This is a genomic window from Streptomyces sp. NPDC048257 (assembly GCF_043201855.1).
In the GTDB taxonomy this organism is placed as follows: Bacteria; Actinomycetota; Actinomycetes; order Streptomycetales; family Streptomycetaceae; genus Streptomyces.
Genome location: NZ_JBICZI010000001.1, coordinates 320,621 through 337,215, shown reverse-complemented (window position 1 = coordinate 337,215; position 16,595 = coordinate 320,621). Strand labels below are relative to the sequence as shown.

The 16,595-nt window shown below is 68.1% G+C and carries 20 protein-coding genes and 4 pseudogenes; 16 read left to right on the top strand and 8 right to left on the bottom strand.

Annotated features, from left to right (window positions below):
- Positions 1 to 149: 149 nt before the first annotated feature.
- Complete coding sequence (locus ACGFZK_RS01630; RefSeq protein ID WP_393846803.1) at positions 150 to 581, bottom strand: ankyrin repeat domain-containing protein; 432 nt, start codon at positions 579 to 581, stop codon at positions 150 to 152.
- Between the two features lie 53 nt (positions 582 to 634).
- On the opposite strand from ACGFZK_RS01630, the gene ACGFZK_RS01625 reads away from it, so the two are divergent.
- The 4 genes and pseudogenes from ACGFZK_RS01625 to ACGFZK_RS01610 all read left to right on the top strand — a co-directional run bounded on the left by ACGFZK_RS01625 (position 635) and on the right by ACGFZK_RS01610 (position 3,963).
- Entirely contained in the window at positions 635 to 976 is a 342-nt protein-coding gene (locus tag ACGFZK_RS01625; RefSeq protein ID WP_393846802.1) for a hypothetical protein, read from the top strand.
- A 132-nt stretch (positions 977 to 1,108) separates the two neighbouring features.
- A complete protein-coding gene (locus ACGFZK_RS01620; protein WP_393846801.1) occupies positions 1,109 to 2,200 on the top strand; it encodes a barstar family protein in 1,092 nt (363 codons plus the stop codon).
- A gap of 369 nt (positions 2,201 to 2,569) precedes the next feature.
- A complete protein-coding gene (locus tag ACGFZK_RS01615) occupies positions 2,570 to 2,881 on the top strand; it encodes a hypothetical protein (protein WP_393846800.1) in 312 nt (103 codons plus the stop codon).
- 102 nt (positions 2,882 to 2,983) lie between these two features.
- A pseudogene (locus tag ACGFZK_RS01610) lies at positions 2,984 to 3,963 on the top strand (IS5 family transposase).
- A gap of 103 nt (positions 3,964 to 4,066) precedes the next feature.
- On the opposite strand, the gene ACGFZK_RS01605 reads toward ACGFZK_RS01610, so the two are convergent.
- The 5 genes from ACGFZK_RS01605 to ACGFZK_RS01585 all read right to left on the bottom strand — a co-directional run bounded on the left by ACGFZK_RS01605 (position 4,067) and on the right by ACGFZK_RS01585 (position 6,523).
- Positions 4,067 to 4,597, bottom strand: coding sequence for an alkaline shock response membrane anchor protein AmaP (locus ACGFZK_RS01605; protein WP_393846799.1), 531 nt, complete (start codon positions 4,595 to 4,597; stop codon positions 4,067 to 4,069).
- 119 nt (positions 4,598 to 4,716) lie between these two features.
- Positions 4,717 to 5,364: a DUF6286 domain-containing protein gene (locus tag ACGFZK_RS01600; RefSeq protein ID WP_393846798.1), complete on the bottom strand. Its 648-nt coding sequence runs from the start codon at positions 5,362 to 5,364 to the stop codon at positions 4,717 to 4,719.
- Between the two features lie 35 nt (positions 5,365 to 5,399).
- A complete protein-coding gene (locus ACGFZK_RS01595) occupies positions 5,400 to 5,717 on the bottom strand; it encodes a hypothetical protein (RefSeq protein ID WP_393846797.1) in 318 nt (105 codons plus the stop codon).
- A gap of 83 nt (positions 5,718 to 5,800) precedes the next feature.
- On the bottom strand, positions 5,801 to 5,980 hold the full coding sequence (locus tag ACGFZK_RS01590) for a DUF2273 domain-containing protein (RefSeq protein WP_030239695.1): 180 nt from the start codon (positions 5,978 to 5,980) through the stop codon (positions 5,801 to 5,803).
- A 63-nt stretch (positions 5,981 to 6,043) separates the two neighbouring features.
- Positions 6,044 to 6,523 (bottom strand): Asp23/Gls24 family envelope stress response protein, encoded by a 480-nt coding sequence (locus ACGFZK_RS01585; RefSeq protein ID WP_393846796.1) that lies wholly within the window; start codon positions 6,521 to 6,523, stop codon positions 6,044 to 6,046.
- Between the two features lie 196 nt (positions 6,524 to 6,719).
- Here ACGFZK_RS01585 and ACGFZK_RS01580 point away from each other — a divergent pair, with 196 nt between their 5' ends.
- The 7 genes and pseudogenes from ACGFZK_RS01580 to ACGFZK_RS01550 all read left to right on the top strand — a co-directional run bounded on the left by ACGFZK_RS01580 (position 6,720) and on the right by ACGFZK_RS01550 (position 9,905).
- On the top strand, positions 6,720 to 7,364 hold the full coding sequence (locus tag ACGFZK_RS01580; protein WP_393846795.1) for an RNA polymerase sigma factor: 645 nt from the start codon (positions 6,720 to 6,722) through the stop codon (positions 7,362 to 7,364).
- A complete protein-coding gene (locus ACGFZK_RS01575; RefSeq protein ID WP_393846794.1) occupies positions 7,355 to 8,044 on the top strand; it encodes a hypothetical protein in 690 nt (229 codons plus the stop codon). Before ACGFZK_RS01580 ends, ACGFZK_RS01575 begins: the two co-directional genes overlap by 10 nt.
- A complete protein-coding gene (locus tag ACGFZK_RS01570; protein WP_393846793.1) occupies positions 8,041 to 8,412 on the top strand; it encodes a hypothetical protein in 372 nt (123 codons plus the stop codon). The genes ACGFZK_RS01575 and ACGFZK_RS01570 overlap by 4 nt, the downstream gene beginning before the upstream one ends.
- Positions 8,413 to 8,415: 3 nt before the next feature.
- Positions 8,416 to 8,568 (top strand): annotated as a pseudogene (locus ACGFZK_RS01565) (transposase); the annotation flags it as partial.
- A gap of 271 nt (positions 8,569 to 8,839) precedes the next feature.
- Positions 8,840 to 9,373: a hypothetical protein gene (locus tag ACGFZK_RS01560; protein ID WP_393846792.1), complete on the top strand. Its 534-nt coding sequence runs from the start codon at positions 8,840 to 8,842 to the stop codon at positions 9,371 to 9,373.
- A gap of 99 nt (positions 9,374 to 9,472) precedes the next feature.
- Positions 9,473 to 9,744, top strand: a pseudogene (locus ACGFZK_RS01555) (ectoine synthase); the annotation flags it as partial.
- Positions 9,741 to 9,905: a hypothetical protein gene (locus tag ACGFZK_RS01550; RefSeq protein ID WP_393846791.1), complete on the top strand. Its 165-nt coding sequence runs from the start codon at positions 9,741 to 9,743 to the stop codon at positions 9,903 to 9,905. The pseudogene ACGFZK_RS01555 and the gene ACGFZK_RS01550, both read left to right, overlap by 4 nt.
- A 290-nt stretch (positions 9,906 to 10,195) precedes the next feature.
- Here the strand turns inward: ACGFZK_RS01550 and ACGFZK_RS01545 are convergent, their stop codons facing one another.
- Positions 10,196 to 10,654 carry a phospholipase gene (locus tag ACGFZK_RS01545; protein WP_393846790.1) on the bottom strand — a complete coding sequence of 153 codons (459 nt, stop codon included), beginning with the start codon at positions 10,652 to 10,654 and terminating at the stop codon, positions 10,196 to 10,198.
- Positions 10,655 to 11,048: 394 nt separating this feature from the next.
- Here ACGFZK_RS01545 and ACGFZK_RS01540 point away from each other — a divergent pair, with 394 nt between their 5' ends.
- Both ACGFZK_RS01540 and ACGFZK_RS01535 read left to right on the top strand, forming a co-directional pair.
- The gene (locus ACGFZK_RS01540; RefSeq protein WP_393846789.1) at positions 11,049 to 11,708 is read left to right on the top strand and encodes a hypothetical protein; all 660 of its coding nucleotides are present in this window, start codon (positions 11,049 to 11,051) and stop codon (positions 11,706 to 11,708) included.
- Between the two features lie 335 nt (positions 11,709 to 12,043).
- Positions 12,044 to 13,195, top strand: coding sequence for a PucR family transcriptional regulator (locus ACGFZK_RS01535; RefSeq protein WP_393846788.1), 1,152 nt, complete (start codon positions 12,044 to 12,046; stop codon positions 13,193 to 13,195).
- Between the two features lie 9 nt (positions 13,196 to 13,204).
- Here ACGFZK_RS01535 and ACGFZK_RS01530 read toward each other — a convergent pair.
- Positions 13,205 to 14,002: pseudogene (locus tag ACGFZK_RS01530) on the bottom strand (IS5 family transposase).
- 582 nt (positions 14,003 to 14,584) lie between these two features.
- Between ACGFZK_RS01530 and ACGFZK_RS01525 the strand changes: the two are divergent.
- From ACGFZK_RS01525 to ACGFZK_RS01515, 3 genes are all read left to right on the top strand, one after another.
- Positions 14,585 to 15,139 (top strand): DUF6531 domain-containing protein, encoded by a 555-nt coding sequence (locus tag ACGFZK_RS01525; protein WP_393846787.1) that lies wholly within the window; start codon positions 14,585 to 14,587, stop codon positions 15,137 to 15,139.
- A 13-nt stretch (positions 15,140 to 15,152) separates the two neighbouring features.
- A complete protein-coding gene (locus tag ACGFZK_RS01520) occupies positions 15,153 to 15,431 on the top strand; it encodes a hypothetical protein (protein ID WP_393846786.1) in 279 nt (92 codons plus the stop codon).
- 309 nt (positions 15,432 to 15,740) lie between these two features.
- A complete protein-coding gene (locus ACGFZK_RS01515; RefSeq protein WP_393846785.1) occupies positions 15,741 to 16,535 on the top strand; it encodes an SDR family NAD(P)-dependent oxidoreductase in 795 nt (264 codons plus the stop codon).
- Positions 16,536 to 16,595: the final 60 nt, after the last annotated feature.

Here is a 16,595-nt window from a genome sequence, read left to right as displayed (position 1 = left end):
TTTGTTACGACTATTGGACAGTTCGAAGGGCAGCGGGGGAGGAGGCCATCCTTCTGTGCGATGCAAGGCGGGGGGCCAGGGGCTGTTGCAAAAGTGGCTTGTGATGCGATCCATCGCGCTATCAGAAGTCCTGATGGCGACCGGCGATGCTACGGCGTTCCCTCCGGGATAGCTCCCGCTGCCACGAGGAGATCGGCAGTTTCGGGATGAGGGCCGTGGTTTGCCCACTTCAGGGGGGTCCAGCCTGTGCCGTGGTCCTCGTGAAGGTTCGGATCAGCACCATGTGCCAACAGCGCGCGCACCGCTTCGGTGTGCCCCCAGCATGCGGCTGCGCACAAGGGCGTACCTTCCGCACCGAGTCCGCTGCTCTCGGTGTTCGGGGAAGCTCCGGCCACCAGAAGCAGACGGGCGATCTCGGCTTTCCCGCTCACGGACGCCTCGTACAAGGGCGTGGTGCCCTCGCTGTCCGCTCGATCCGGGTCGACGCCAGCACGCAGAAGTGCCTTCACGGCGGGGGTGTCGCCCCCTGGAATTGCTTGGAAGAGACGTCGGGAAAGCTTCTTTCGCTGCCGCTGGTTCATGGAAGCCGAGGCTAACGACTGGGCATTCGGGTGGCCACCTATATCCCTCGGCGATGGAGGCGACCAGCCCCCATCTCCATGGACGGCTCGCCCGCCTCCGGGCCGGGCAGGGCGGTGGCGGGGACGACGATCCGCCCGACGGGTTCGACGAGCAGCTCGGCCATCCGCGGCTCGGCGCCGGCGAACCCGCGGGCGGCTTCGAAGTCACCGGCCTGGACGGCCCGGAGGTAGCCGAACGCGCTGATCGCCGCGCCGGGGTCATTGGAGCGAGTGGAAGGGCGGTGGTCTCGGGCATGACGGCTCCCTATGTACGGGCCACCGCACGGATCGCGATGGCCTCGGGTTCACAGACCGGGGGAGCGGCCCTGTGGACAGAGTCCGTGCACCGAAGGTGAGCAGCTGTCGCCCGGCCGCGCACCACACCACGTTTTCCGGTCCTTGTGTATGGGTGGTCAGTGACCGCGCTGTGTGAGGCATCGCGACCGGCTACGGGGGAAATGACTTCGCCGTTGGAACCTGGTCCGGGCATGATTCCCAGCGTGCATGACCAAGAGGACCATCGCGGGCGAGCGCGGTACACGCTGACTGAGACAGAGCACGGGTATGCCTGGGGCGTCTGCGCCGAGGCGGAAGGGCTGTTTGGAGAACCCCGACGCGGGATCTACGAGCTGTTCGGCTGGGTTCCACAAGCAGAAGTGGGCGGCTGGGTCGGCCACCGACTGTGGCTGGTGCCGGACGATGAGACACGCGGCCCCTGGTTGCTGGAAGACGCGGAGAGCCCGGCGCAGCCCCATGGGACAGCCCGTCTCGTGCTCACCGGCCTGGACGACTACGAAGGTCCGCCCGAGGGGCACCGGGGCCGCGTTCGCGTGCATGACGGGCACCGATGGCTGGGCTCCTGCCGGGAATTCGTCCGTGTCCTGCCGCACAAGCAGCCGGCACCCCCGCTCGTCCTGCGTGGGCTCGCCGAGGGTCATCAGCTGCGGGCGGCACTGGCGAAGGGCACGCGGCGGGCGCTGGACCTGGAGCAGGCCGCCCTGGAGATACGAGACGATCAAGGTGAGCCACTCACCGAACGCCTGCTCTGGGCCAGAGTCAGTGCTTGGCGCCCATCTTCACACGGGACGGATCTGATCGATCTGGAGCTCGAAGGGCTCTTCACGCCCGTTCCCGAACACGCCCGGCCCATCTGGGAGCGATGGCTCGTCGGGCCGCCTGCCACGGCGGCTGCCTGGGCCGGCCTTGATACCCGGCGCCGCTGGGCCTGGCACGATCTCGTCCGAGAACGGGCCGCCTACCGTGTCCCCCGTGACCGGCCGGCCGGTCACGCCTACGAACTCGATGGTCGGCATGTCACCGACGAACCGGGCCTCTACCTGGCGCTCGGCGAGGCGGTGAACGGGCCGGGTGGCTACTTCGGCGGCTGCCTCGGCGCCCTCAACGACTGCCTGGGTGGCACCTTCGGCTACACCGCCCCCGCAACTCTGCTCTGGCGGGACGCTGCGACCGCTCGCGAGTACTTGTCCCAAGCCCTGTCAGCGGATGGCCAGCCCTACGACCTGTTCGGTGTGGTCCTCGATCTCCTGGCCGAGTGCGGCATGCACGTCACCCTGGCGTGATCTACGGTCCGTCCGCCGGGCATCGAGCATGTCCTTCAACCAAGGACACCCTGATCGCCCGCAACGCCAAGCTACGGCGCCACAACTGCGGACTCACCGCTGCCCTTGCTCTCGCCACTGCCCAGATCCCGAGAAGGAGTCACTCGGCTGAGCCGCCGATCACGAGCCCGCTGACGCCCCCTCCTGCCCGGGCCAGACAACGGCTCAGGGCGGTCAACGGTCAATCGCAAACCCTGTCCACAACCTTGACCTGGCTCGCTACATGCGACATACCGCCCATTCTTGGGGGAGAAGTCTCCGTCCCGGCACGCTGCGACGGCCGCGGAAGAGCCGCTGCCGGACCCGGCGCACCGCTGGAAGACTTCGGGGATGACCACGCAGCGGCTGCCGTTCCCGGTCCCCGACGAACGCGCCCACTGCTTCGTCGGCCAGTACGCCGACATGCACGACCTCGTGGAGGACCTGGTCGTGCCCGACGGCGTCCCCGAGGCCGCGGCGACCGTCCTGCGCACAGCCCGCGAGCTGCTGCGCCAGTCGTACTACTGCTACGAGTTCTCCACCGTGGCGGTCATGCACTCCCTGATCGCGGTGGAGATCGTGCTGCGCGACCGCATCCCGGACGCGCGGGCAAGAAGCCGCTGCAGCAGCTCATCAAGCAGGGCGCCGACACCGGCTTCCTGACCGCCCGGCAGGCGGAGTACCTCGACTACGGCCTGTGTGATGTCGTGATCAGTTCCTGGCTTCTGTCCTCTTCGCGGGGTGTAACCCGGTAGGACTGTGGTCGTGACACGCAGGCAACTCACCAATGCCCAGTGGAAGTTCATCGAGCCGTACCTGCCGATCGGTAGGTACGGCCCGTACCCGGAGCGGTTGCGGGAGCAGTTCGAGGGTGTGATCTGGCGGTTCCGGTCCAGTGCCCCGTGGCGGGAGATGCCTGCCGAATTCGGCCCCTGGGCCACCGTCTATGGACGCTTCCGCGTCTGGCGGGACACTGGTGTCTTCACCGCCCTGCTGGAAGGCCTGATCGCCGAGGGTGCCCGCGGGGGAAGAACAGACTTGTCGCTGGTCAGCGTGGACTCCACAACGGTCCGTGCCCACCACGACGCCGCAGGGATGCGCGTCAGCAAGCACCTCATGGAGGCCTTGGAAGAAGCCGCGCAGGAGCAGGAAGCGGCCCGACAAAAGGGGGCGGACCGGAGGAACAGAACGGACAGGCCGAGCGCCGGCGCGTCCGACGCAGACGCAAGCTCCGCCGGAAGGAAGCCCTGCTCGGCAGGTCCCGGGGCGGACTGACCAGCAAGATTCATCTCGCCGCGGACCGCAGGTGCCGTCCGCTCGCGTTGGTCCTGACCGCCGGGCAGGCCGGGGGCAGCCCGCAGTTCATCCCCGTGCTCGCGAGGGTGAGAGTCCGTCTGCCTGTCGGCCGGCCCCGCACGACGTCCGGCGCGGTCGCCGCGGATAAGGCCTACTCATCCCGCGGCAACCGCTCCTACCTGCGCAGACGCGGTATCAAGGCAGTCATCCCGGAAAAGCGGGATCAGGCCGCCAACCGCAAGAAGAAGGGCGCACAAGGCGGCCGACCCGTCAGCCACGACGCCAACCTCTACAAGGAACGGAACACGGTCGAACGCCTGATCAACAAGCTGAAGGCCTGGCGAGGCATCGCCACCCGATACGACAAGACCCCGGACAGCTACCTCGCCGGACTCCACCTCCGCGCCGCAATGATCTGGATCGACGACCTACTCAAGACCGCCGAATGATCACGACATCACACAGGCCCTGGGCGCGCCGGTTCCTCTGATGTCCGGTGAGAGCCCAACGCACCCGCTGTCAGCTCGCACTCCCGACCGGCGGGCAGGGTCCCTATTCGGCACGGTGGGGTTTGTGCGGGGTCAACCGCAGGTGCGCCCTTGCAGGCAGGGTCCGGTCCGTGGACTGGCGGGCGCGTTCCAGCGGCCCGTCGCGCAGCGCCTGCAGGACGGGGCCGGGCTCGGCGTCGGGCGTGAGGGTGATGGCGATATGGGCTTCGGGACGGCTCGACGAGCCGTCCATCCGTGCGCGGGCCTGGTGAACACCGGGCAGGTGCCGGGCGTCGGCGGCCAGAGCGTCGCCGAGGGCACCCTCGCGCAGTTCCACTCCGTCAACGGCGTGGGCTCCGCCCACGGACAGGGCGCCGGGGTGGGTGCGGCGCATCTGTGCCAGCAGCCACCACACGGCGAGCAGGGTGACGATGGCCAAGACGGCGATGGCTGCGGGCCACCACCATCCTTCGTCTGCCCAGCGGGTGCGGTCGGCGTCGGCGAGCAGGACATCGTGGGGAGTGGTCAGGGGCCAGCCGTCGGGTGGTGTCAGTGACCGGCGGCCGTACAGGTCGAAGCCGCCCGCCAGGATCATGAGGCCTGTGCCGAGTAGGACAATGCCTGCCAGGGCCAGCAGAACTCGGTTGATTGCGGATTTTCTTTTCATCGGATCCCCTTCTGCCTTCTGCTCGGCGGCGGACATCACAGGCGTAACTATTTGTGACGTGGGCGTACCCGGACGTCGAGCGACGGAGGGCGTACGAGGGCGAGCCGGTCGAGTGCCTCCTGCAGAGCGGCCCGGAGATCGGCCTTGACGTCGGCGGTGGCGCGGAATCGCACATCCGCGCGCGCCTTGATGCGATGCTGGAAGACGCGGACCTTGGCAGCGCTGACCCCGGGGACGCGCATCGCGGCATCCCGCAGCTTCAGTTCCGCGGCCTCGCGGTCCAGTACGGCGCGCATCTCCGCGTCGGGGGTCTCAAGGGGCAGCTGGTGGCGAAGGCCCGGGCTCAGGGCCAGGATGATCAGCCAGAGGCCGATAACGGCGATGATGGCGGCCCCGATCTGTAGCGCCGGGTCATCCAGCGGGCGGGTGGCCAGTTCGTCGGCCAGGCGTATGCGCCAGCCTGCGGCGGCCTGGCCTGCGCGGACCCTGATGACGTCGAACAGGAGGGTGCCGGCCGCGACCGCGATGATCAGGGCTGTGAGCGCGGCGGGTATGCGGCGCGCGGACCATGGGCGCCGAGCAGCCGAGTGTGGTCCGGCCGGAGGCCGCTCGTCCAGCAGCTCCACCGTGCGGGAGGCGGCCTCGTCCGTCTCGGTGGGCTCCTTCTCGGCCAGGGAATCTTGCTCGCGTTCCATGCCGGCTCTCCTTCCCGGAGGGAATGCGGTCCGGTTCACTGCACGCGGCGGTGCTCCAGGCCGTCGGCGGGAATCAGGTGCTCGATGGCAAGGGTGACTTCTGTGACGCGCATACCGGTCAAATGAGCCACCCGCTCACTGACGTAGTCCTGTACCCGGCGGGAGACGCCGGCGAGGTCCGCCGGGTAGGGCAGGTCCAGAGTCAGTCCCAACCGGGCCGTGCCGCTGCCGACGGTGGCCGAGGCGCGCGGACCGGCCAGTTTCGCGTGAGCGCCCGAGGTGTCCGTGTGCGTGGCCAGTGCCTCTTTTGCGGCGCGGGCCGCGATGCGGGCGACCACCTTGTCCGGGATCACCGTGGCCCCCCGTTCGGCCGCCGGTAGCACCGGCGGGGTGGGGGCTGCCGCACCCCCGTGCGGCGCAGCCTCAGGTTGCGGGGTCACTGCCGGTTCCGGGAACGCGTGAAGTCGGACAGCTCCAGGTCACCCTGCAACATGCGGCCGATGATCAGGCCCACCAGGCCCAGGAACGCCACGAGCAGGAACGCCCAGAAGCCGCCGAAGAATGCGGCGAAGCCCAGGGCCATGCCGGCAAGCAGGCCCACGGTTGCTGCGCTCATTTCACTCACCTGAATTTCGCGTCGGTTGTTTCGCGGCCCGCGGAATCCGAGGGCTGCGAGGAGTCACTGCACGCGTCCCTCGCCTTCCTGGTCGTCCTCCTCGTCGGGCAGGTGGACATCGTCGACGGCGATGTTCACCTCGACGACCTCAAGGCCGGTCATGCGTTCGACCGCCGTGATGACGCTGGTACGGACGTCGGCGGCGATGTCCACGATGGCGACGCCGTACTCCACGACGACGTCGAGATCGATGGCAGCCTGCCGTTCGCCCACCTCGACCTTCACGCCGCGGCTCACGCTGGGACGGCCGCCGGGGACCTTGTCGGTCACCGCCCCGAGCGTGCGGGCCATGCCGGAGCCGAGGCTGTGGATGCCCGGCACCTCGCGGGTGGCCATTCCTGCGATCTTCTCGACCACGCTGTCGGCGATGGTCGTCCTGCCCCGCGACTCTGGTGCGGTTCCGGCGCCGGTGGAGCCCGTGAGGGTCTTGCCCGCAGGACGTGACTCGCCTCCGCCTGAGGTGGGGTTGATGGTGTCCGACATGAGGACCTCCCCAGGGTGGATGTCCGGGCGCCGGTGCGGCGCCCTCATGCTTAGGACACCTCGCGTGGACATTCCTCACGTGCTTAGGACACCTCGCGTGGACATTCCTCACGCGGCTCGTGCGGGGCAGCCCGCCTACCATCGAGGAGTACGTACGCAGGCCGCAATAGCGTCTTCGGCAGGAAGCGAGCGGCGGATGTGCAACCGGACCGGCCCCTCCCCCCAGCCGGGCGCAGACCTCCCCCTGCGACCGGCAGCGCTGCCGATCGGCGGCGTCATCACGGAGCAGGACGCTGTCGGCACACTGGACGACAGCGTGCTGGCGATACGAGCCTCGGAAGGGGACGAAGACGCCTTCGCCGTCCTGGTCCGCCGGCACAGCAGCCGCCTGCTCGCCCTCGCCCAGCATCTGCTCGGCAACCGGGCGGACGCAGAGGACGCGGTCCAAGACGCCTTCATCAGCGCTTGGCGGCGGCTGCCGGAATTCCGGCACAGCGCCTCGTTCAGCACCTGGATGTATCGCATCGTGACGAACCGCTGTCTCAACACTCTGCGCCGCCGGCCCCATCCGTTGCCCCTGGACACCGTCCCCGAACCGGCTGCCGTGGATGCGAACAGCTCACCACCCAAAGTGGCCGAGACGGACGCGGCAGCAGCAGCCCTGACCCAAGCGCTTCTGGCACTGGGCCCCGAGCTCCGGGTGTGCTGGGTGCTGCGGGAACTGCACGGCCTGCACTACGAAGAGATCGCCCACGTGGTGGGCAGCAGTGAACAAACGGTGCGCGGCAGACTCTTTCGCGCACGACGCGCTCTGATGGAGGCGATGCGCCCATGGCGCTAGACGACCCACACCCGACCTCCGGCGACGAGCCCGCAGGCGTGCACGCCGTAGGGGCCGAAGCGTCGCTACATCCCGACGCGGAACTGCTGGCGGGTGCGGAACTCCTGCCCTGCGGACGCCCCCTCGGCCGTGCCTGGCAACAGGCCCGCAGCGCGGCCGGCGCAGCAGACCCGCACAGCAGCCGCTGTCCCCACTGCCGCGAGGCCATCGAAGGGCTGACAGCCCTGGACCGGGCAACCCGTGCTCTGCGCGCCCAGGAACAACCCGACGGTCACAGCCTCGCCAGCCGGGTCATCAACGCGGTCCGCAGCGAGGTGCGGCTCGGCACCAAACTGCTGCTCGACGACCCCGATCACGACCTGCGCATCGCCGAGAGCGCGGCCGCGAAAGTGCTGCGCCGGGCCGCCGACACCGTCCCCGGCATCCGCGCCGCCAGCTGCCGCGTGGCCGCGGCGAAGGACGACCACGCCGTCCATGTCCTCCATGTCGTCGTCATCACGGTGGCAGCCACGCTCGACCAGCCGCTGCGAGGGCGGGCCGAGGCAGTACGCCAAGCCGTCCTCCACGCGGCCGAACACGTCCTCGGCCTCGCCGTCACCACCGTCGACGTGGAAGTCAACGCCGTCCTGGGAGCCTCCCGCGTGCATGGTGACGAGCGGTGCGAACTGAGCGAACGATGAACGCCTCCCACCGCGAGAACATCCACCGAGCGGCAGCCCGGGCCGCCCTCGACGTGCCCGGCGTACTCGCTCTCCAGCCCGCGCTCGCCGACCGGCTGGCACTCGCAGCCTCCCGCGTGCACGAAGCCGTGGCCGCAGGTGCCACCGGGCACCACGAGGCGGCCGGCGTCCGCTGCGAGCTCACCCCGGTCGGCGCTTGGCACGTGGAGGTGCGCTGCATCCTGGACAAGGACCACCGCGTCGTCGACGTCGCCCGACGGGTCCGCGAAAGCGTGCGGACGGTCGTCACCTCCTACCTGGCCCAACAGGGCAGGGCGGCACCCGTCACCGTCGTGGTCACCGTCACCCGCCGTGTCTGCAGCCCGTAGGGACTGTGCGTCGATGATCGCGGCCGTCGGTTCAGCCTGACGGCCGCGATCGTCGACTCACAGTCCCTGCAGGCTGCAGACACGGTCGGCGCCGGATCACGTGGCTGGGACGCAGGCAAGAAGGTAGGCGGACGCAAACGCCACCTGGCGATCGACGGCGGTGGCCACCGCCCCGACCGGCCGCCGTTCTCCGCTCGCGCCCTCACCCCGGTCGTTGCGGGCGAGGACTGGGTGCTGCTGGCGGAGGTGGGGCGAACCGCCGGGGTGGGCCGGGCCGCGGCGGCGAACTGGCGCCGCCGGCACGACGACTTCCCGGCGCCGGTGGGCGGAACGGAGACGAGCCCGGAGTTCGACCGCGCCAAGGTTGTCTCCTGGCTCCTCGCACACGCAAGATCGCCGTCCCCACAGAGGCACCGCGTCCGCCGCCATGGTCGTCGCCGGAGCAGGCGGCGGTACACGCCGGCTCCGGCTCGAGGACCCCCACCTGCTCCTGGCCGACAACACCGAAGACGAGGGCCGCATGTCCGGCTGGTCCACCGACGAAGACGCTGACGCTCTCGCCGCCCTGTCTGCCGGCACGTTCGGCCTGACCGTCAAGCACCTGGCCGTGCCCGGGACGCCGCCCCCGGCCGTCCTCGGCGAGGCACCCGTGAACGACCGGTTCCGATCGGGTACGGGCCGCCTCGGCTTGACGCTGGTTTGGCCGGCCGGCCTGCGCGGCACCGCCGCCTCAGGGGCGGCTGGCGGGCTGGTGCGCCACGGTGTCGCTTATGCCGGGCCGGGCGAGGGCTGCGTGTGCAAGCGCCATGACTGCGGCGGCGTGGCCCCTGTCTCCTGGTGCGCCGAGCACGGCGACGCCGTGGGGCCGGTGCTGGAGTGGCACCCCGAAGGCGGGATCCGCTGCAGTGGCCTCGCCTCCCACTCCGAGCGCATCGCCCGGGACGGTGCTGCACCGGCCTGAGCTATCGGGGTGCAGGATCCATTCGACTGCGTTCGGCGTGACCCTGCTCCGTCGGGCATGGCGTGGAGATGGAGCAGCTGCCGTTCGGGATGCGGACTCGCCGGGACGGAGACCTCGATGTGGTACGCCAGCCATGTCGAAGCGGTCGTCTGCCTGGAGGGGGAGGCCGAGCTCACCGACGAGGAGACCGGTGAGCAGTGCTGGATCCGGCCCGGAACCATGTACCTCCTGAGGGGGCACGTGAAGCACACCGTGCGTCCCAAGAGCGACTTTCGCTGCTTGTGCGTGTTCACCCGCCCGTGGTGGGCCCGGAGGACCACGACGCGGACGGCGTCTACCCACTGATGGCGCTGGAGGAGGAGCCGGCATGACGACGATCACCGACCTCTACCCCAGCCGCGGCACTTGCGAGACGCTCACCGAACGCTGCGACCCCGTCAGCGGTGGCTTTGATCGCGGCCAGCACGGCCGCCATCCCCGGGTCGACGTCCTTGTGGTGCTCCATGGTGGATGCTCGCGGTCAGGACGGTGACGGCGAACCTGGCACAGCACGTCCACGGCCACGCGCCTCTTGTGGCCCGGCGTCCCGGCCGGTCGGCCGTCACCCCCAGACGGCGGGCTGCCATGTCCCCGGACCGGCGACTGCTGACTCATCCGGCCTGTTCCTGAAGTCGGGCACAGACGTGGGGCGCCGTTCATGGCGCGCCCTTTCAGGGTGAGTGAGGAGCGCGCGGCGCGCCGCGGGGCGCATCGGCCGCTCTCTGCTCACTTTGCCGACCCGCTGATTACGGCTCCTGGTGTAACGCGGGTCGGCCCGGCGGGTCAGCCGAACTGCTTGACCGTCTTGTAGTACGTCCAGGCAAGGCTGTTACAGGTCGCCTTCTTCGAGGTGCTGTAGCCGTGCGAACCGCACACCCGCTGGAGGTCCTCGTGGAACATGCTGTCCAAGCGGGGCTTGTTGGCGCTGAACTGTCCGGCGGCTTTGTAGTTGCGGTAGCCGAAGTCGTGCCGGGCGCAGGAAAGGTTGAACGGGAAGCCCAGCGGGTTGTCGGGCGACGAGGAGCAGTAGTCCGTGGACCAGTTGAAGTCGTAGGTCGACCAGGAGCCCTGGTTGTTGCGCGCCGAGATGAAGGTGTTGTAACTGGAGGCGCTGGTCTGGGTCCAGCTGGACAGAACATGCGATTTGTCGGCGGGAGCTGCCGAAGCCGGTGCTGCGGCCCCGGCCCAGACGAGCAGGGTTGCGGCCGAAATGGCCAGGATTGCGGACATGCGACGTATCACGCGCTACCTCCGGGAGTTGGCGGCCCCGCGATTCGGCGGCCACATATCGGCAGGAGTGCATCACGTGCAGCGGCGTTGGCCTATGCGCAAGCAGGAAAACCTGACCGTCCGGCAATTTCCCGTTTGTGCAGAACACTTTCTCGTTCCCTGTAGCCCTTGCTTGTCGCGACCGGTGTGATGAATGCTTGCCTCGCCTGTCAGGTGTACGGCGCGTGTCGTGGTGGAAGAGGGCGCACCGCCTCTTGCTTCTTCCTCGGCAGGAGGAATGTGCACCCGGTCGCTGCGGGCGTTGGCAGGATTGACGCCTCTATTGCTTCGCCGTGATTCCGGCATGCGCAACCGTGCTCTCGGGCCGTCACCAGGTATCCACTTCATGCCAAGGAAGGGCATTTCCATGTCGAAACGAGTTCGTGCGTCGCTCGTCGGGTTGTCGTTGGCGGCAGCGGCGGGTGTGGCTGCGCCCCTGCTGGTGCAGGGGCCCGCCGCCGAGGCCGCGGTCCGTAAGCATGTGTCGGCGGATTACACGCTGTTGCGGCGAGCTCCGCACTCGTACGTTTTGGGCACGGCGTACCGTAATTGGACGGTCGACGTGCAGGGCGAGCAGAGCGGCGGGTACCGGTGGGGCCGGGTGTACGGGGACCTCAACGTGTGCCTGTGGACCTTCTCGGGAGCGGTCGCCGGCAGTGCGTCCGCCGCCGACGGTTGTGGCGCTGCGGCCACGTTGCCGACCTCCGTGTTCACCAACGGTCAGATCGGGGGCTCGGCCGATGACGGAGCTACCGTGGCCACGGTCGCCCGGGCCGGGTGTAGCACCTGGGACGGATCGCACATCAGGGGTTACGGCAACGTGCAGCCCTGGAAGGTTCCCGCGGTGGCCAGTTCGCCGCTGAACGGACGGATAGCCGTCGGTCAGACCGTCCTGTGGCGCTACGTCTCGCGCGATGGCAAGTGGGTGATGATCCGCGACCCGCGGGCCGACAGCACCGATGGCGTCGGACAGCAGGGGTGGTACTTCATTCCCCGCAACTGCCTTCCCGCCACCCTTCCCGGATAGGCCGTCAGGCGGCTAACATCGCCGTCGAAATGACGCGGAACCACGGTTCGTAGTACCTGCATGTCCGGGGCCTTCCGGGAGCGGTGTGGACCGTCACGTCCGCGCCAAGGCCGGAAGGTCCTTGCGCTTCTCCCGCCAAGCCGGCGATTTCATCCCATCGACGGCGAATTTGGCATCCATGCGCTGGAAATGACCGACCAAAAGCTCGTACCGCGCCATCCCGTTGCGATTCGGGCATTCCTTCGCGGTCGATGGAGGTGTGTCACATAAATGACTCCGCGCTAGTCAGGCAGCTGAAGGCCCGACGCGACATCACTGTCTCAAAAATTCTCGACATGACGACGAGCGAAATTCCCAAAGTGGCGCAGCTGCATGCGAAACGCCCCAAAGAGATCCCGGATGAACTGAATTTCGTGACGGTCCGTATGCTCGACATGTTCGACAACGGCCAAGCTCCCTTTGTCGACTCCGATCTCGAGGTCTTCCGGAACATGGGGTCGCACCGGTGCTTGTTTGACTCGTTCTCCGCGTCCGACCTTCGAGATGGATTCGAGGTGGGGCATTTGGCCGGCCTGCGAGACATTCTTTCGGTGGCAAATTCCGCGAACTATGCAGAATTCGCCAAGCTGATCACGTACGGGGCTCAGGAGAACGCCCGGATGATCGCGGCCGCCATGGCGGGCTACCACGACACGGCGCGCGTCGAGCGGGGAGAGACCCTCCAGGCTCGCCGGCAGTTGCTTGGCGAATTGCTACACGCATCGACCGAGTCGGCGTCCATGGCCGCGGCCGCGGGCATCCTCCTCCCCGAGAGCTATCTCATCCTCGTCTGCAGGTTCTTGCAGGAGGAAGGCGCCCTTGAGCGGGCGCTGGACGAGAGCCGGAGCCTGCTCCGGTCGTCGCCGGGGATCCTCTGGTCTACCCAGGCGCGGCGAGACGAAATGATGGTGTTGCTACCGGTGAACGGTGACGAGGACGTGGTGGAAGCCCTGTCCGCAGAGCTGGTGGCCACAGCATCTCGACAGGTTCGATCCGTACGTGCCGCCCACGCCCTGGCAGCCACCGTGGGATCGGTCCCCGACACGCTCCGAGAGCTGCAGCAGACCATGTCCGTGGTGGTGGCGATGCCCGATGCCCAGGCGCGTCCCTACAAGGCGACCGAACTGGTGATAGAGCTTGCGATCTCCCGGCAGCCGGCACTGCAGAACCGGCTCGTCGAGCTCCTGGGGCCGCTCGAACAGGGGACCGATCTGCGCCTCACCCTCGACGAACTGTTCTTCCACGAGCTCGACAGGGAAAAAGCCGCCAAAGCGCTGAACATCCACCGAAGGACACTGACTTACCGCCTTCAGAGAATTCGGGAGTTCAGCGGCCTCGATCCCAGCAGCCCACACGGCATCCAACTCCTCCGCGCGGCGATGACGGCCGCCAACCTTTCCTCTTCCAGTATTGCCGACTCCCACGCTCATCTACCTCCCGTGGGCTAAGACGTCATCTCATTTGGTGAGTCTGCGGTAGCAGATGAGGGTGCAGGCGATGCTGGTGAAGGCGAGGAAGTGTTCGGCTTTGCGTTCGTAGCGGCGGTGGAGCCGGCGGCAGCCGGCGAGCCAGGCCATGGTGCGTTCGATGGTCCAGCGGTGGCGGCCCAGTCGCTGCGAGGACTCGATGCCCCTACGGGCTATGCGGTGCTTTATGCCGCGTCCGCGTAACCATCGTCGCAGGTGGGCGTAGTCGTAGCCCTTGTCCGCGTGAAGCTTGCCGGGTTTGCGTCGTCGACGTCCGCGGCGCGAGCGGATGGGCGGTATGCCGCGGACGAGGGGCTCGAGGGCCTGGCTGTCGTGAAGGTTTGCCCCCGAGATTCCGACGGACAGGGGCAGACCGGTCCGCTCCGTGATCAAGTGGACCTTCGACCCGAACTTGCCCCTGTCGACAGGATTCTGACCTGTCAGGTCCCCCTTTTCAGGGCCCGCATGTTCACCGAGTCGATCGCGCAGCGGGACCAGTCCAGCTCACCGCGAGCGCCGAGTTCGTCGAGGACCAGGCGGTGCAGCTTGGCCCACACCCGCGCCTTGCTCCACTCGGTGAACCGCCTATGGGCTGTTGCCCCGACGGCCCGAACGACGCTGTGGGCAGTTGCTGCCAGGTGCAACCCGAGGTGGCAACGAAGACGATCGCGGCCAGCACCTCCCGGTCGCCATGCCGACGCCGGCCACCGCCCGAGGTCGCGAAGGCGCCTCCGGCACCGCCCGCTGGAACAACACCCACAATTCATCCGGCACCAGCCGCTCAACAATCCCCGCCACGACCGACGGTCTACCCAACCACCCAAATGAGTTGGCCTCTTAACCTCCCGGCTTCTCCAGCAGAGAAGCCGAGCACACCGCTGAAGGCAGGGCCCGCCGCCAAGTCGGCAGCCGATCGGAACAGCACGTCAGGGCTCGCGGTGGCGGGAGTTCCGAATCCTTCACTGGGTATCGGCGTACGCGACTGCCTACCCGGCCACGCTGTCGATCGGCGGGCAGACGAAGTTCTCCTCGGTCCGGCCTCGTTCGTCTCGGGTCTGTGGCTGTACGTCATGGACGAACAGAAGAACCTGGTTCTCCAACAGGAGGTCAAGCGGGCCACCGACGATCCGTCCGGCAAGTATGTGGAGAACGGAGCGTGGTGCTACGGCTGGTGGCCGTCCAACTCCTACCCCGTCGACCAGGGCTTCTGGTGGAGCTCCAGCCTGCTCGGCGGTCATCTCCAGGACGGTAGAAGTACTACGCCTGGATCTTCCTCACGGGAGCCGATGGCCTATCAAGCCCTGGTGGGACCACCTCGCCGCTCGTCGAGGCCTTCTACACCCCTGACATTCCGGGCACCCAAGCCGGGCTGTGCACCCGCTACGGGCAGTCGTACCGAGCGGACCCGGTCAACACCGCGACCGGCATGTTCTACGACCGGACACCGATGCAGCGCTCCCGGGCGTCGGCACACCCTTCTCTCTGGACCGTACCTACCGCTCCGACTCGACCACCGTCGGGCTCCTGGGCAGGGGCTGGTCGACTCCCTTCGTCTCCAAGCTGACGATCGCCGCAGGCACCAGCGCGACGCTTCTGACAGCCGACGGCGCGCAGGCGGTCTTCAAGGAGCAAGCGGGTGGCACCTACACAACCCCGGCCGGCTCCACCCTGAAGCTGGCCAAGACTGGAACGACCTACGCGGTCACCACCGCCGACCACACCCGGCACATGTGCAGCGCCTCGGGCCAGCTCGCCTCCCTGACCGATCGCGGTGGTCAGGGCCTCACCCTCACCTACTCTTCGGGCCGCCTCGCTTCGGTCAAGGACGCGGCGGGCCGGAGCATTTCGTTCACGCTCGATTCCTTGGCTTCCAGACCGGGAAGCCGAGGCCGTTCTCGGAGCGATACAACGAGTGGTACACCATGAGGATGAACTGACTATGCTCAACATCGAAGAAGCCCTGGCGGCGGCGTCGGACTACCTGACCAAAGACAGCCAATCCTGGGACTCCGCAGACGTGCGGATCATCCCTGAAGCATGCTTCGTCGAGCAGGGGCGGTTCATCGCCCCATACGACCACGCGGACTACCTGGACCGCGGGAAGGACGACATGCGCCTCGCAGGAAACCTGCCGATCGCCGTCGACCTGAGCACGGGTGCATGTTCGTTCATCACGTGGGATGAAGTCGACGACTTCGCGGAGCGCAACCTGCTGTAGTGCGACAGCCACTTAGCGCCGAATGTCGCCCACACCTGGCTCGAAGGGTGTGGGGCGACGTCTCTTCCCATCAGGGCACATCCGGGACGGTGATCGCCTCAACATCAAGGGCCGGTCAGCGGTGGACGGCTGGACCCACCTCCACCATTACAAGATCCAGTAAAGAGGAAGGCCTACCACAACCGCCTTCACCTGACCGCGATTTCGCCAGGGTGAACAATGCCTGACGCGGCACTGGGCGGGTGGCTCTGGGCGACCCAGGTTGGTTCGGGTCTGGTTGTCCCCGATGCCAGTGACCAGGCTGGTGCCATGACCAACAGCAACACGGACCCGACCTCTTTTCATGACCGCGTCGTTCTGATCACCGGCGGAACCAGCGGCATGGGCCTGGCCACCGCACGTCTCCTCCTCCACCGCGGCGCCCACGTCGTCATCACCGGCCGCGACGAGGCCCGCCTCGCCGCCGCTGCCAAGCAGCTCGACGCGTTCTCCGACGGCGGCGCCCGACTTCTGGCGGTACGTGCGGACGCCGCCAGCCTGGCCGATCTCGACGACCTGGCCGACCGCATCGGGGAGCGCCACGGGCGCCTGGACGGGGTGTTCGCCAACGCCGGAGTCGGCGTCTTCCAGCACACCAGCGCGGTCACCGAGCGGGAGTTCGACCACACGGTCGACGTCAATTTCAAGGGCACCTTCTTCACCATCCACAAGGCCCTGCCGCTGCTCGACGCGGCCGGCGGCGGCTCGGTGGTCATCAACGCGTCGTGGACGCTGCACCGCGGCCTTGCCGTCGCCCCGGTGTACGCGGCCACCAAGGCAGCCGTCCACAACCTGGCCCGCACGATGGGCACCGACCTCGCCGGGCGCGGTATCCGGGTCAACTCGATCAGCCCGGGCTACATCGCCACCGAGATGTTCCACACCGCCAACCCCGACCCGGCCACCCACGGAGCCATCCGCTCCCAGATACCGCTCAAGCGCCTGGGCCAGTCCGAAGACATCGCCGAGACGGTGGCCTTCCTGCTCTCCCCACGCTCCGCCTACATCACCGCCCAGGACATCGCCGTCGACGGCGGCCTGGTCACCGCCATCCCGACCCCCTGACCCCGTCCGGGGGGGGGGGGGGGGGGGGGGGGGGGGGGGGGGGGCGCGCCGCCCCCCCCC

Excerpts from the sequence above, each read along its gene's own strand:
- ACGFZK_RS01575 (WP_393846794.1), top strand. The coding sequence starts at position 7,355 with ATGGCGCTAGACGACCCACACCCGACCTCCGGCGACGAGCCCGCAGGC.
- ACGFZK_RS01540 (WP_393846789.1), top strand. The coding sequence starts at position 11,049 with ATGTCGAAACGAGTTCGTGCGTCGCTCGTCGGGTTGTCGTTGGCGGCA.
- ACGFZK_RS01625 (WP_393846802.1), top strand. The coding sequence starts at position 635 with ATGGAGGCGACCAGCCCCCATCTCCATGGACGGCTCGCCCGCCTCCGG.
- ACGFZK_RS01630 (WP_393846803.1), bottom strand. The coding sequence starts at position 581 with ATGAACCAGCGGCAGCGAAAGAAGCTTTCCCGACGTCTCTTCCAAGCA.
- ACGFZK_RS01585 (WP_393846796.1), bottom strand. The coding sequence starts at position 6,523 with ATGTCGGACACCATCAACCCCACCTCAGGCGGAGGCGAGTCACGTCCT.
- ACGFZK_RS01600 (WP_393846798.1), bottom strand. The coding sequence starts at position 5,364 with ATGGAACGCGAGCAAGATTCCCTGGCCGAGAAGGAGCCCACCGAGACG.
- ACGFZK_RS01515 (WP_393846785.1), top strand. The coding sequence starts at position 15,741 with ATGACCAACAGCAACACGGACCCGACCTCTTTTCATGACCGCGTCGTT.
- ACGFZK_RS01615 (WP_393846800.1), top strand. The coding sequence starts at position 2,570 with ATGACCACGCAGCGGCTGCCGTTCCCGGTCCCCGACGAACGCGCCCAC.
- ACGFZK_RS01520 (WP_393846786.1), top strand. The coding sequence starts at position 15,153 with ATGCTCAACATCGAAGAAGCCCTGGCGGCGGCGTCGGACTACCTGACC.
- ACGFZK_RS01590 (WP_030239695.1), bottom strand. The coding sequence starts at position 5,980 with ATGAGCGCAGCAACCGTGGGCCTGCTTGCCGGCATGGCCCTGGGCTTC.
- ACGFZK_RS01580 (WP_393846795.1), top strand. The coding sequence starts at position 6,720 with ATGTGCAACCGGACCGGCCCCTCCCCCCAGCCGGGCGCAGACCTCCCC.
- ACGFZK_RS01570 (WP_393846793.1), top strand. The coding sequence starts at position 8,041 with ATGAACGCCTCCCACCGCGAGAACATCCACCGAGCGGCAGCCCGGGCC.
- ACGFZK_RS01535 (WP_393846788.1), top strand. The coding sequence starts at position 12,044 with ATGACGACGAGCGAAATTCCCAAAGTGGCGCAGCTGCATGCGAAACGC.
- ACGFZK_RS01605 (WP_393846799.1), bottom strand. The coding sequence starts at position 4,597 with ATGATCCTGGCGGGCGGCTTCGACCTGTACGGCCGCCGGTCACTGACA.
- ACGFZK_RS01620 (WP_393846801.1), top strand. The coding sequence starts at position 1,109 with ATGATTCCCAGCGTGCATGACCAAGAGGACCATCGCGGGCGAGCGCGG.
- ACGFZK_RS01560 (WP_393846792.1), top strand. The coding sequence starts at position 8,840 with ATGGTCGTCGCCGGAGCAGGCGGCGGTACACGCCGGCTCCGGCTCGAG.
- ACGFZK_RS01550 (WP_393846791.1), top strand. The coding sequence starts at position 9,741 with ATGACGACGATCACCGACCTCTACCCCAGCCGCGGCACTTGCGAGACG.